Source organism: Vibrio sp. Vb1166 (assembly GCF_033338695.1).
In the GTDB taxonomy this organism is placed as follows: domain Bacteria; phylum Pseudomonadota; class Gammaproteobacteria; order Enterobacterales; family Vibrionaceae; genus Vibrio; species Vibrio alginolyticus.
Map to the genome: position 1 here is coordinate 92,520 of NZ_JAWOTE010000013.1, position 13,670 is coordinate 106,189.

The 13,670-nt window shown below is 46.9% G+C and carries 11 protein-coding genes; all 11 read left to right on the top strand.

All coding sequences use genetic code 11. The features are described from left to right. Positions 1–143: 143 nt before the first annotated feature. The 11 genes from R7E51_RS14590 to nirD all read left to right on the top strand — a co-directional run bounded on the left by R7E51_RS14590 (position 144) and on the right by nirD (position 13,601). Positions 144–578, top strand: a complete 435-nt coding sequence (locus R7E51_RS14590) for a GNAT family N-acetyltransferase (RefSeq protein WP_017634213.1) — start codon at positions 144–146, stop codon at positions 576–578. Positions 579–870: 292 nt separating this feature from the next. Beyond that, positions 871–3,534: a nitrate reductase gene (locus tag R7E51_RS14595; RefSeq protein WP_017820236.1), complete on the top strand. Its 2,664-nt coding sequence runs from the start codon at positions 871–873 to the stop codon at positions 3,532–3,534. Between the two features lie 20 nt (positions 3,535–3,554). After that, positions 3,555–4,460, top strand: coding sequence for a uroporphyrinogen-III C-methyltransferase (cobA, locus tag R7E51_RS14600; RefSeq protein WP_017820235.1), 906 nt, complete (start codon positions 3,555–3,557; stop codon positions 4,458–4,460). Beyond that, positions 4,457–5,410, top strand: coding sequence for a glycosyl transferase family protein (locus R7E51_RS14605; RefSeq protein WP_017820234.1), 954 nt, complete (start codon positions 4,457–4,459; stop codon positions 5,408–5,410). Before cobA ends, R7E51_RS14605 begins: the two co-directional genes overlap by 4 nt. A 229-nt stretch (positions 5,411–5,639) precedes the next feature. Next, positions 5,640–6,557, top strand: a complete 918-nt coding sequence (locus R7E51_RS14610) for a dienelactone hydrolase family protein (RefSeq protein ID WP_017820233.1) — start codon at positions 5,640–5,642, stop codon at positions 6,555–6,557. Positions 6,558–6,630: 73 nt separating this feature from the next. After that, positions 6,631–7,212, top strand: a complete 582-nt coding sequence (locus R7E51_RS14615) for an ANTAR domain-containing response regulator (RefSeq protein ID WP_012842515.1) — start codon at positions 6,631–6,633, stop codon at positions 7,210–7,212. A gap of 264 nt (positions 7,213–7,476) precedes the next feature. Then, complete coding sequence (locus tag R7E51_RS14620) at positions 7,477–8,841, top strand: CmpA/NrtA family ABC transporter substrate-binding protein (protein ID WP_005375887.1); 1,365 nt, start codon at positions 7,477–7,479, stop codon at positions 8,839–8,841. Between the two features lie 80 nt (positions 8,842–8,921). Next, positions 8,922–9,887: an ABC transporter permease gene (locus R7E51_RS14625; protein ID WP_005375889.1), complete on the top strand. Its 966-nt coding sequence runs from the start codon at positions 8,922–8,924 to the stop codon at positions 9,885–9,887. Between the two features lie 11 nt (positions 9,888–9,898). Then, entirely contained in the window at positions 9,899–10,735 is an 837-nt protein-coding gene (locus tag R7E51_RS14630; RefSeq protein ID WP_017820232.1) for an ABC transporter ATP-binding protein, read from the top strand. Between the two features lie 10 nt (positions 10,736–10,745). Continuing rightward, complete coding sequence (nirB, locus tag R7E51_RS14635) at positions 10,746–13,265, top strand: nitrite reductase large subunit NirB (protein ID WP_017820231.1); 2,520 nt, start codon at positions 10,746–10,748, stop codon at positions 13,263–13,265. Further along, on the top strand, positions 13,266–13,601 hold the full coding sequence (nirD, locus tag R7E51_RS14640) for a nitrite reductase small subunit NirD (protein WP_017820230.1): 336 nt from the start codon (positions 13,266–13,268) through the stop codon (positions 13,599–13,601). It abuts the gene before it with no gap. Positions 13,602–13,670 lie beyond the last annotated feature (69 nt).

Here is a 13,670-nt window from a genome sequence, read left to right on the forward strand (position 1 = left end):
GGATGTATGTTCTAAGTGAGTTAGGCCTAATTTTCAGGAAGAATATTACATTTCTTAAGCACTTAATTGAGATGTTTGTGTCCCGTCATTTAGATGAGATTTAGGTATACTGCTGCCATTCATGTTAAAGAAGGAGTCATTGAATGGACATCTTGTCTGCGCAAAAAGAGGACTTATTTGCCATATATAAGCTCGAAAATACTTTATTTGGAGAACACGCCTATCCTCAATTTTTCTTTCGGCAAGCTTTTGATTGTTGGGGAGAGAGTTTACTGGTAGCAAAAGAGGGAGAGCAGGTCGCAGGGTATATATTGCTAACGACTAGCACAAATGCACATCAATATTGGATCATGTCATTGGCCGTCGATATTCAACATAGAGGTAAAGGTATTGCGCGTTCCCTCCTAGAAAACGTTATTGCGTCGTTGACGTTAGGCTCAAGCGTGAAATTGACTGTCGATCCTAAGAACCAACCTGCATTGTCTTTATACCTCTCCCTTGGCTTTAAAACGTTAGAAGAAGAAGCGCATTATTTTGGTGACGAAGAATCCAGGTTAGTTATGGAATTAGTAAAGTAATACTGCACGATAATGACCGAAATTTGCACACAATCAGTGCGTAGCATTACGTTGCTATAATTGGTTTTAATATAACCCGTTGTATAGTAAAGGTTTTTAATATTGGCACCTCACTTGCTTTACATAAACGTTCATCGATAACTCGATGCGCCGCTCTTAATAGCAGGCGAGAGCGGTATAGGGTATTACTTTTTGAAAATGTACTAACAGCGTTAAAGGCATTGCTGCCTCTCTCGATTCGGGAGAGGCTTTTTTTTGCTAGTAAGTTGGGCTGAATCGCACTGGAGGTGTTATGTCGCAAGGATGCAAAAAAACCACTTGTCCCTATTGTGGTGTTGGATGTGGTGTCGAGGTCAATGCGAAAGGAATCGTTGGGGATGCGTGTCATCCTGCAAATGCGGGATCACTGTGCGTGAAGGGTGTCGCGCTGGCAGAGAGTTTGAATATGCCTTCGCGCTTGTTGTATCCAAAGCTTATCACCAAGCAACGACCTCAAGGGCAAGAGGTGCAATGGCAACAAGCCACGGATCTGATTGCTGAAAAGATTCATCAAGCGAAAGCGGAGTTTGGACCGGATTCCGTCGCGATGTACGTGTCAGGGCAGTTGTTAACGGAAGACTATTACGTCGCCAACAAACTCATGAAAGGCTATGTTGGCAGCGCAAACATCGATACGAACTCGCGTTTGTGTATGTCTTCGGCGGTTGCGGCTCATGTACGAGCATTTGGTGAAGATGTCGTTCCCGTCAATTACGACGATATTGATAAGACTGAGCTATTGATCATTTGCGGTGCTAATACCGCTTGGACGCACCCTGTTTTATTCCGACGTATTCAACAAGCGAGAGAAAACAATCCTAACCTCAAGCTGGTGGTCATTGACCCGCGTGAAACGGTCACCGCACAGCAAGCGGATTTGCATCTACCGATTAAAAACGATGGTGATGTGTCACTCTTCAATGGGCTGCTCAAGTTTCTTATTGAACAACAATTGATTGATTCTGAATACATAAATTCTTATACCGACGGATTTAATGCACTTAGAGAAGAAGTTTCTGATTTGCGTTACAGTGTCGCTAATCTAACGTCTTCCATTGGCATTTCAGAGGAAAAACTCACGACATTCTTCCAATGGTTTGCGCAAAGCCCAACCGCAATCACGCTGTTTTGCCAAGGGGTTAACCAAGCCGAAAATGGTGTCGATAAAGGCAATGCCATTATTAATGCACACTTGGCGACAGGTAAAATTGCCAAGTCAGGTTGCGGGCCATTTTCTATTACAGGTCAGCCGAATGCGATGGGGGGCCGAGAAGTGGGTGGTTTGGCAAACCAATTAGCGGTTCATCGTGCTTTTGACGCAGAGTCTATCAAGCAAGTACAGGCGTTTTGGGATTCACCAGAGATTGCCACTCAGCCCGGTTTAAAAGCCGTTGAGCTGTTTGAGGCGGTAGAGCGTGGTGAGATTAAAGTTCTGTGGATCATGGCAACCAATCCGGTTGTCTCTTTGCCAGATAACCAATTGGTAAAACGTGCACTCGAGATTTGTCCGTTTGTGATTGTTTCCGATATCACAGCGGATTCGGATGTCGCGCATTACGCAGACCTGTTGCTACCCGCTGCTGGCTGGGGGGAGAAACAAGGCATGGTGACCAACTCTGAGCGTCGACTTTCAAGGCAGCGTCAGTTTCAAATGCCTCCGGGTGAAGCAAAATCAGATTGGTGGGCGATAAGCCAAGTTGGGCAAGCTCTGTGTGCATTGGAAAAGACACAAAATGGCTTTGCGTTTACTTCTGAGCGGGCGGTATTCAGGGAATATGCCGCGATGACAGGCATGAATGCAGATTCGCCATTGAAGCTAGATCTTTCTCAATACGCCAACTTAGCCGAGCAAGAATACGAAGAGTGGGTGCCGACACAATGGGGAGGAGAGCGTCCTTTTGCTGATGGAATCTATTCGCACCCAGATGGTAAAGCGCGTTTTGTCGTGACCAGTGAATCTCCAACGCGTTTAGAAAGAACAAAAGGCTGGTGGCTCAATACGGGCAGGCAACGCGATCAATGGCATACCATGACGCGCACAGGTCATATCGCACACCTTGCCGCCTCTGAGTTAGAACCAACCGTGTACATGAACACACTCTCTGCCACTCAAAATCGCTTAAAAGCAGGACAACTCACCAAGCTGTTCCAGCCCAATTCAAACACCAGTATTTATGCCAAAGTTGCCATTGATGAAGGTTTGGGTTTTCAGGAGCTGTTTATGTCAATGCACTGGGCGGGTCGATATGGCGGTGAAAGCGGTGTTAACGCGATAGTAAACAGCGCAAAAGACCCTATTTCTGGGCAGCCTGCATTTAAGTCGTCTTATGTTGAAGTGCAAGATACAGCAGTAAAAACCTACGGTATGTTCATCGGTACACAGTTTGATTCCGGCAAGTTTCTCTACAGCGCATTTCAAGCAGAAAGTAATCTGGGCATCTGGCGCTTTGCACACGATAAACGGCCAAAGAAGCAGAGTTTTTGTCGAACGGAAAAGAGCCGCAGGATTACGATAGATATTGCCCAGGGTTGGCTAGCGGTGGATTACGACCTTGTTGGAGACGTTCGTATCATTCGTTCTGTTTTAGTGGTGTCTAGTGAACCGATTCAAACCGACTACACCAACTTTACCGGCTTGATTGGCAAGCCAATGGAGCTATCGCAACTGCTTACCATCACTCAATCGCAAAGCAGTGCCAAACTGGTTTGTAGTTGTTTCCGTGTTACTGATAAACAAATACATGACGCGATGGAGAAGCAAGACTGCACTTCACTGACTCAACTTCAAAACAAACTCAAATGCGGCACTAACTGTGGCTCGTGCGTCTCTCAAATCAAACAAATGGTCGACAGCCATCAGCATCAAAAGGGCAAACAGCAAGCGAGCCAGCAAAGTCTGGCGATTCAAATAAAGTAAGTCATAAAGAGGATAAGCACATGGAAGCGCCTTATCAAAAGTCTTGGTTTAAGAAAGGACAAGCGAGTCAGAAACAAGAACGCTCGTCTCGCTTTTCTAAGCATGATCAAGCAAGCAAACTGAACCAACTTTTAAAAGACCATTCAGTAGACCTAGACGCGAGCCACAAAGGTTTTGTCTCGATTGTTGGAGCAGGGCCGCACGATCCTGACTTATTAACGGTGAAGGCAGTGAAAGCGATTATGTCGGCAGAGGTTCTGCTGTACGACCGTTTGGTTAACAAAGATATTTTGGAGTTGGCTTCGCCACAAGCTGATTGGATTTACGTGGGCAAAAGATGCGGACAACCTAGTATTGGTCAGGAAGAAATTTGTGACTTGATGGTATCGCTCGCTCAACAAGGAAAGCGAGTTGTACGCTTAAAAGGGGGAGATCCTTTTGTATTTGGCCGTGGAGGCGAAGAGGCGTTAGCACTCGTCAAACACTCAATCGCTTACGAAGTCATCCCTGGTATTACTGCTGCGATTGGATGTTCAGCAAACAGCTTGATTCCGCTGACTCATCGTGGCGTTGCTCGCAGCGTTACCTTTGTGACAGGGCAAGTGGTAACAGGCGCATTTGAAGCATGGAGTCAACTGATGCAAAGCGGACAAACGTTAGTCTTCTATATGGGGTTAGAAAAGTCATTGCAAATACAAACGGGATTAATCAACTCCGGTTTGAGAGCAGATTTCCCAGTCGCGATCATCACTCATGGTTGCAGCCCTCAACAACAAGTGCACGTTACACAACTCAATCAGCTCAATGATTTATCGATTACACTTAAAGGCGTGAGCCCAGCATTGATTGTGATGGGAGAAGTTGTCAAACTGCGCGAACAACTAATAGAAACCGTACAGTCAGTGACGGAATACGAGGGAATATGAGCAGCATTTTGGAATGTATTAGAACAGTCGGTCGTGGCGAACGTGGTAGAAAACCACTGAACTTTGACCAAGCGTTTCGAGTTATGGATGAATACCTAAACGGTGAGTGCGACGACGATCAGATGGCAATGCTGTTGATGCTGATCCGCGTACAGAACGAGACTCAACAAGAAATCGCTGGCTTTGTGAAAGCATTCCAATCCCGCATGCCAGCTATTGGTGCAGATATTGACTGGCCATGTTATGCAGGCAAACGTGAAGCGGCAGGGCAGCCTTGGCACCTGTTGGCAGCCAAGATCCTCGCCGATAATGGTCATAAAGTGCTGATGCACGGCTATCACGACCGTCAATCTGGTCGTTTGCATGCCGAAGATTACCTCGATAAGTTTTCTATCAACAAAGCGGAATCAGCAGAAGACGCAAAGCGTGTGTTAGAAACACAAAACATTGTGTATCTGCCGCTGAGTTCGTTTGCACCCCAAGCAGAAATCATGATCGGTTGGAAGAATCGTTATGGGCTTAGAACGCCGATTAATACCGTGGTTCGAGCATTGAATCCGGGGCAGGCGACGGTTGGTATTCGTGGTAGCTTCCATCCGGGATTCCAACAACTTCATGCTGAAGTCGAATACGAGATTGGTCAAACCGCTCATGCCGTTGTGTCATTCAAAGGACAATCTGGTGAGTCAGAATACAACCCGAAAGTAAGTCAAACCGTATGGTTAAGCCAAACAAGCGGCGTGACATCGCACTACTGGACGGAGCAAATGCTGTCTGAGGTGCCAATGCCTGCGAACTGCCCGTTTGGGACGTCAGAAGATGACATGAACCAAATGGCGAATACGGTTCTCGCTACGATGACAGTGGTCTTGTTTGCACAAATGCACGACAGAGAAAAAGCATTCGAACGCGCCTTCTCTTACTGGCAAGCCTATTGCGGCCAGCAATAACGAACTATTGTCAATTAATGTAAAACCAACGACGCAAAGTTGTTGAATCTGAATCCATTATCTATTGTTTGAAGAAGGTAAAAGATCCTAGCTCGCCAATGATGTGTTTCACCACCTTGCTCCGTATCAGAGTGGTGAAACCGCAGTTTTAGCCTCAATCGCGTTCGTTTCTCGCTGCGCTTTTGAGAATGAGAAATTCCCATATGGTAAGACACAGAGGACATGGATAATGGTTCTAAAGCATACCACTCCTAGTGAAAAGGCTTCTCATCCGATCCCGCAAGAAGCCTTCGATTGGTACGACGAATACGCCCACGGAAAAATCACGCGCCGTGAGTTTCTTAACAGGCTGGGTGGCCTTGCGGTGCTTGGCTTTAGCATGACAGCACTGGTCGATGCGTTAACCCCGAATTACGCACTCGCAGAACAAGTTTCATTTAACGATCCTGACATCAAAGCAACTTACGAAACCTTTCCATCTCCAAATGGGCATGGAGAAGGGCGTGGTTATTTGGTGATGCCACAGAAGAAGACCTTAAAATCGCCGACCGTGTTGGTGATTCATGAAAACCGAGGTCTGAACCCTTATATCAAAGATGTCGCAAGACGACTTGCAAAAGATGGCTTTATTGCTTTCGCTCCAGACGCACTTTATCCACTCGGCGGCTATCCGGGGAACGACGATGAAGGTCGCGCAATGCAGAAAGAGATGGACAGGGCCAAGATCGAACAAGACTTTATTGCAGCCGCTAACTTCCTTAAGCAATACGAGGGTGGCAACGGTAAATTGGGCGCGGTTGGATTCTGCTTCGGTGGATACATTGTCAACATGCTTGCCGCGGTAATGCCAGAAGATCTCGATGCAGGTGTGCCTTTCTATGGAACACCTGCTGCGCAAGAGATCCAAAAGCAAGTCAAAGGGCCATTGATGATTCACTTTGCAGGGCTCGATAAGCGTGTTAACGACACATGGCCTGCTTATGAGCAGCAATTGATCGCAACCGACGCACAGTATCAAGCGTTAATGTATGAGAACGTCAACCACGGCTTCCATAACGACTCAACAGCACGCTACGCACCGGAAGAAGCGGCGCTCGCTTGGGAACGTACACTCGGCTTCTTCAAAGAACATCTCGCCTCTAGTTAAAAGGCTTCTACTTTAGTTGGCACATTCTTTGTTATGTCTCTCTTAGTGAGTGAGATATAAACAAGGAATGTGCATGACTCAATCAACGTCAAAAACACCCATCATAGTATGCTGTGATAGCCTCCAAGAGCAGGCTCGATTGTCCGGCTTATTGAGCAAAGATTACGACAACATCATCGGCTGCCAATTGGCACAACTAGAAACGTTAATGCAACGAGAACCGTCGGCAAGCGTTGTGGTTGGATGGCAGCAACCAACCGCGGAACTGCGTTTGATCGTCGATTTCTGCCGCAGAAAATCGGCACCACTTCTTATCGTCTTAAAGCAATTATCATCCAATGATATCAATCGGTTATCAGAAAAAATGGACTATGTACTCATGCCGCACGATAGTGAATTTGCACTTCAACCTTGGATTGAACATGCGACATTAGTGAGAGCGAAATTCGAAAGTATGCAATCGGAAATTGAATCGCTGACCCACAAGATTGAAGAGCGCAAGCTGGTGGAAAAAGCCAAAGGTCTGCTGATGAAGATGCACAGCGTTGATGAAGAACAGGCTTATAAAGCGCTTAGAAATTCAGCCATGCAATCCAGCCAAACGCTCGCACAAGTTGCCAAGAATTTGATAACTACTTTGGAAGTGCTTGATTAGTTTTCTACCACTTTGGGGTTAAGGTGCGTTTTCTAACGTGGTGCGTGTTGCACTATCAGCAAGCAATAACAGGGAATTAGAAACGGTAGAATAAACTAATTCATTATATTTACAGTGAAAAATAAGTTGGCACAGTAATTGAATTAGAAGAATTGGGTTTATTGTTGAATCGCTTATCTCAATTATCAACGGCGGTAATTGTAGACTTAGCAACGGCGCTACTGCTCTTCGGAGTAGTGGCGCTTTTTTTATGGGAGCAAACCAATGAAATGGAGTTCGATGCTGAAAGTGTCAGCAATTTCGTTATCGGTATTCACCACGGTCAGCGTAAAGGCAGAGTTGGGTGAACCAGAAATTGAAGACCTGAAGTTTGGTTTTATTAAGTTAACCGATATGGCACCGCTGGCGGTTGCTTATGAGAAAGGCTTTTTTGAAGACGAAGGCTTGTACGTCACTTTAGAAGCACAAGCAAACTGGAAGGTGCTTTTAGACCGAGTCATCGATGGTGAGCTTGCTGGCGCGCACATGCTTGCTGGTCAGCCATTGGGCGCAACGATTGGTGTTGGCACAAAAGCAGAAGTAATTACCGCGTTCAGTATGGATTTGAACGGCAACGCAATCACGGTTTCCAATGATACTTGGGAACAGATGAAGCAGTACATTCCAAAACAACCAGATGGCAAACCAGTTCACCCAATCAAAGCGGATGCGCTGAAGCCTGTGGTCGACAGCTATCTGGATAAAGGCAAACCGTTCAACATGGGCATGGTGTTTCCTGTATCGACGCACAACTATGAGTTGCGATACTGGTTAGCGGCAGGGGGGATTCATCCAGGCTTTTACGCACCAGACTCAGGCGATAACAGTGGCCAGCTGGATGCTGATGTTCTTTTGAGTGTTACACCGCCACCACAAATGCCAGCCACAATGGAAGCGGGCACGATCAAAGGGTACTGCGTAGGTGAACCATGGAACCAACAAGCCGTATTCAAAGGTATTGGTACGCCAGTCGTGACCGATTACGAGATCTGGAAGAACAACCCAGAGAAAGTGTTTGGTGTTTCCAAAGCTTGGGCTGAGAAATATCCAAACACGCACATTCGCGTAGTGAAAGCCTTGATTCGAGCGGCACATTGGTTGGATGAAAACGACAATGCCAACCGCCAAGAAGCTGTGAAGATGCTATCAAAAAGCGAATATGTTGGAGCCGATGCCGAAGTTATCGCTAACTCAATGACCGGCACATTTGAATACGAGAAAGGCGACAAACGAGACGTGCCAGACTTCAATGTGTTCTTCCGTCATAACGCCACTTATCCGTATTACAGCGATGCGATTTGGTACCTGACCCAAATGCGTCGCTGGGGACAAATCTCAAGCGAGAAATCCGATGATTGGTACATGGATGTGGCAAAAGAGGTTTACCGTCCAGATATCTACCAACAAGCAGCTCAAGCGCTAATTGAAGATGGTGTGTTGAGCAAAAAAGACTTCCCAGACTTCAGCGCTGAAGATGGTTTTCGCGCGCCACAAACACACTTTATCGACAACATCGTTTATGACGGTCGCGAGCCAAATAAATATTTAGAGAAGTTCTCTATCGGGCTAAAAGGAAAAGACAAAGTTTAGGATGAGCAGTCCTACAAAAAATACAGCGGGCAGGTGAGTCTGCCCGCAATAACAAGGATGTAAATTTCTTAGGAGTGAGTATGTCTAGTAATGTCATTTCCCTTTTTCCTGCTAAGCAGGTAGTGAACCGAAGTCGGTTGGTGCTTTTGCCCGTCATTGGCTTGCTGATCTTTTTGGCAATGTGGCACTTAGCAGCGAGAGAAGTGCAAACTTCATTAGGTACGCTACCGGGACCTGTGCAAACTTTTCAGCAGTTCAGCAACCTTGTCGATGACCATTGGCAAGAACGAGAAAAGGAACAAGCTTTTATCGAGCGTCAGGAAAAACGCAATGCTGCGAAGTTAGCCAAGAATCCGGACGCGGAAGTGAAGATTCGCCCCTACACAGGTAAACCGACGTTTTTCGACCAAATCATAACAAGCTTAGTGACCGTAACTGCGGGCTTTTTGCTGGCGACGGTTATCGCGATTCCGCTTGGCATCGTGCTTGGTCTTAATCAAGGGCTGTATCAAGCGTTCAACCCAATCATTCAATTGCTTAAGCCTGTTTCACCTTTAGCTTGGCTGCCTATCGTTACTATGGTTGTAAGTGCCACTTATGTGAGTGATGACCCGATGTTTGCTAAGTCGTTCATTAACTCTCTGATCACAGTAGCGCTATGTAGCTTATGGCCGACGCTGATTAATACCGCAGTGGGTGTAACGAGCGTTGATAAAGACTTAATCAACGTGAGTAAAGTGCTTCAACTTTCGTGGTGGCAGCACATCCGCACCATCGTATTACCTTCTGCCATTCCAATGATCTTCACCGGTTTACGTCTCTCTTTAGGTATCGCTTGGATGGTATTGATTGCAGCAGAAATGCTCGCGCAAAACCCAGGGTTAGGCAAGTTCGTTTGGGACGAGTTCCAAAACGGCAGTTCGGCATCATTGGGTCGCATCATGGTGGCAGTCATCACTATTGGTTTTATCGGTTTGATGCTCGATAGAGGCATGCTGCAACTTCAAAAGTGGCTGTCTTGGAATAAACAACAAGCGTTGAGATAAGGGAAACGATCATGGAAAAAGCATTATTAGATCTAACGCGTTTAGGGATGCGATTCCCAACGCCAGATGGCGAGTTCATCGCGCTTAAGAACGTCGATTTACAAATCAATAAGGGCGAGTTTGTATCGCTGATTGGTCACTCTGGCTGTGGTAAATCAACGGTATTGAACTTAGTCGCGGGTCTGCACATGCCAACAGACGGCGGCGTAATCGTCGATGGACGAGAAGTTGCTGGACCGGGACCTGACCGCGCAGTGGTGTTTCAAAACCATTCATTATTACCTTGGCTCACCGTATATCAAAACGTTGAGCTCGCATTAAAACAAATTGCCGGTAAAAAGGGCAAAGCGTGGATTCAGGAACAAGTGAATCACTACTTGGAGTTGATTCAAATGCAGCATGCCGCGCACAAAAAGCCGGATGAAATCTCGGGTGGTATGAAGCAGCGAGTCGGCATTGCGAGAGCACTGGCACTTCAACCAAAGGTTTTATTGATGGATGAGCCATTTGGTGCGTTGGATGCGTTAACTCGTGCGCACTTACAGGATGCACTGATGAAGATTCAAGCCGAGCTAAACAACACCGTGATCATGATTACTCACGACGTGGATGAAGCGGTGTTGCTATCCGACAAAATCGTGATGATGACCAACGGACCGGCAGCGACCATTGGTGAAGTGTTGGAAGTGAATCTACCGCGTCCTCGCGAGCGTGTCGCACTGGCGGATGATGCGCAGTATCAGAAGTGTCGACAAGCCGTGCTGAAGTTCCTTTACGAGAAGCAATCCAAAGTCGAGATTCCTGCTTCGAAAGAAGACAAACCCAAAACCGCAGCGCAAACGGCATAAGGAGGCAGCGATGAACAGTCCTTTAACGATTCCAGTAAAGAACGCATTAAGCCACATCGTTGTGGTAGGCAACGGTATGGTCGGGCAACATCTCGTCGAGCAATTAGTGCAGAAAAACGCGCATTTGGAGCACAGAATTACCGTGATTGGTGCAGAGCGTTTTATCGCGTATGACCGTGTACAGTTGTCTTCTTTGTTTGCGGGTAAGTCTCATGATGATTTGATGCTGAGTAACCAAGAATGGTATGACATGCATGGCATCCAACTCGTACTTGGCAGCCAAGTAACAGGCATCGACAGAGAGCAAAAGCGCATTCTACTTGATGGTGAAGATGTGCTGGGTTACGACCAACTCGTGCTCGCGACCGGCTCGTACCCATTTGTGCCGCCAATTGAAGGTAAAGACCGCGACAACGTGTTTGTCTACCGCACGCTTGATGACCTTTCACAAATCAAAAAAGCATGTGAAGGCGCAAGAACGGGCGCAGTGATTGGCGGCGGCTTGTTGGGTTTAGAAGCGGCAAACGCACTTAAACTATTGGGGTTAGAAACTCACGTTATTGAATTTGCGCCTCGCCTGATGCCCGTGCAGTTAGACGATGGTGCTGGCTTAGTGCTAAAAGAGAAGATTGAAGCGCTAGGGCTAACCGTTCACACCTCAACGGGTACGGAACGAATCTGCGATGGTGAAACGGCTAAGCATCGTATGGTGTTTAAAGACAAAGATCCTCTCGAAGTGGATGTGATTGTCTTCTCCGCAGGCATTCGTCCTCAAGATGAGTTGGCAAGGCTGGCTGAGCTAGAAATAGGCGAGCGAGGCGGCATTGTGATTAACAACCAATGCCAAACCAGCGATGAGAACATTTATGCGATTGGCGAATGTGCCCTTTGGGAGCAGAAGATATTTGGTTTAGTCGCACCCGGTTGCACCATGGCGAGAACCACTGCCGATGTCCTGACTGGAATGCCAAGCGAAGGTTTTAAAGGTGCAGACATGAGCACCAAACTCAAGCTGCTTGGGGTGGATGTGGCGTCTATCGGCGATGCACAAATGCAAACCGAAGGCGCACAAGAAATGGTCTTGCAAGATGCGGTTGCAGGCATCTACAAAAAGTTGGTGGTTGATGCGAGTGGTACCCAATTACTTGGTGCGATTCTCGTCGGTGACAACAGTGACTACGATGCGCTTTTGCAGTGTTATTTGAACAAAACGGTCCTGCCAGATCACGCGGCGAACCTGCTGTTTGATACCGGAATGCTTGATGGAGAGATGCCAGACAGCGCCATTATCTGTTCTTGTCACAACGTCACAAAAGGTGACTTAGTTGCCGAGATACAAGCTGGCACCACCAACCTGACGGACCTTAAAGCCAACACCAAAGCCGGTACTGGCTGTGGTGGCTGTAACAATATGGTCAAGTCGGTATTGGATACTCAACTGGCAGCTATGGGGGTAGAGGTCAACAACCACCTTTGTGCGCACTTTGAGTTAAGTCGCCAAGAGATGTTCCATATTTGCCAAGTGGAACAAATCAAAGACTTCGACACCTTAATTGCACTGCATGGCAAAGGGCATGGGTGTGATATCTGTAAGCCGACAGCAGCATCTGTGTTTGCTTCTTTGTGGAATGAACACATCATGGAACCACAGCATCAATCTCTGCAAGATTCTAACGATGCCTTTATGGCAAACCTGCAAAAAGATGGCTCTTACTCGATTGTGCCTCGTGTTCCGGGCGGCGAAATTACACCAGACAAACTCATCGTGCTAGGCGAAGTTGCTCAGCAATATGATTTGTACACCAAGATCACTGGCGGTCAGCGCGTGGATTTATTTGGTGCGCAGTTAGAACAGCTTCCTGAAATCTGGCAAACCTTAATTGATGCTGGTTTTGAAACAGGGCACGCCTACGGAAAATCGGTCCGCACCGTGAAATCTTGCGTCGGTTCTACTTGGTGTCGCTATGGTGTTGATGACTCGGTCGGATTAGCTATTGAGTTAGAGAACCGCTACAAAGGATTGCGAGCGCCCCATAAGCTTAAGTTTGCCGTATCGGGCTGTACTCGCGAGTGTGCAGAAGCGCAAAGTAAAGACATTGGGGTGATCGCCACCGAAAACGGCTGGAATCTATACGTTTGCGGTAATGGCGGCATGAGACCAAGACACGCTGATTTATTTGCATCCGACTTATCCAAATCAGAGTTGATCACCATGATCGACCGAGTCTTGATGTTCTACGTCAGCACCGCTGATCGCTTGCAGCGCACGTCAGTGTGGATGGAGAACATGGAAGGGGGCCTAGATTACCTTAAACAAGTGATTTTGGATGACTCTCTGAATCTCTGTGATTCTTTGGATGAACAAATGGCGCGAGTCGTAGATACTTATCAATGTGAGTGGAAGAGTACGTTGGATAACCCTCAGAAACTGCAACGCTTCCGTCCTTTCTTGAACAGCACGTCGGGCAGTAAAGTCTTACCGTACCAACGTGTGCGCGGTCAGCGTATTCCAGTGAAACAGGAGGTGTAAATGGCAGCTTTAACCAAAGTGAAATTGTGTCAGCTTGATGACCTAATGCCGTTCATCGGTGCCACGGTGTTGATTGAAGGCGAGCATGTCGCGCTATTCTACATTCCTGATAGCGGTGTTTACGCCGTTCAAGATTGGGACCCAATTGGTAAGGCTTATGTGATGAGTCGAGGGATTGTCGGTGATATTGATGGTGAGATGTGTGTTGCATCACCACTGTACAAACAGCATTTCAGTTTAAAGAGCGGGCAGTGTTTGGAAGACGAAGCGCACTGTCTAAAAACGTGGCAAGTAACGGTTGACGATAATCAGGTTTGTTATTTAGTCGAAGAATGATCTCCGAAGTTAGCTTGCTCGATATGAGTGAATTCTTCGCGTGAGAGACATGCGAATAAAGCTCCAGAG

Excerpts from the sequence above, each read along its gene's own strand:
- R7E51_RS14590 (WP_017634213.1), top strand. The coding sequence starts at position 144 with ATGGACATCTTGTCTGCGCAAAAAGAGGACTTATTTGCCATATATAAG.
- R7E51_RS14595 (WP_017820236.1), top strand. The coding sequence starts at position 871 with ATGTCGCAAGGATGCAAAAAAACCACTTGTCCCTATTGTGGTGTTGGA.
- cobA (WP_017820235.1), top strand. The coding sequence starts at position 3,555 with ATGGAAGCGCCTTATCAAAAGTCTTGGTTTAAGAAAGGACAAGCGAGT.
- R7E51_RS14605 (WP_017820234.1), top strand. The coding sequence starts at position 4,457 with ATGAGCAGCATTTTGGAATGTATTAGAACAGTCGGTCGTGGCGAACGT.
- R7E51_RS14610 (WP_017820233.1), top strand. The coding sequence starts at position 5,640 with ATGGTTCTAAAGCATACCACTCCTAGTGAAAAGGCTTCTCATCCGATC.
- R7E51_RS14615 (WP_012842515.1), top strand. The coding sequence starts at position 6,631 with ATGACTCAATCAACGTCAAAAACACCCATCATAGTATGCTGTGATAGC.
- R7E51_RS14620 (WP_005375887.1), top strand. The coding sequence starts at position 7,477 with ATGAAATGGAGTTCGATGCTGAAAGTGTCAGCAATTTCGTTATCGGTA.
- R7E51_RS14625 (WP_005375889.1), top strand. The coding sequence starts at position 8,922 with ATGTCTAGTAATGTCATTTCCCTTTTTCCTGCTAAGCAGGTAGTGAAC.
- R7E51_RS14630 (WP_017820232.1), top strand. The coding sequence starts at position 9,899 with ATGGAAAAAGCATTATTAGATCTAACGCGTTTAGGGATGCGATTCCCA.
- nirB (WP_017820231.1), top strand. The coding sequence starts at position 10,746 with ATGAACAGTCCTTTAACGATTCCAGTAAAGAACGCATTAAGCCACATC.
- nirD (WP_017820230.1), top strand. The coding sequence starts at position 13,266 with ATGGCAGCTTTAACCAAAGTGAAATTGTGTCAGCTTGATGACCTAATG.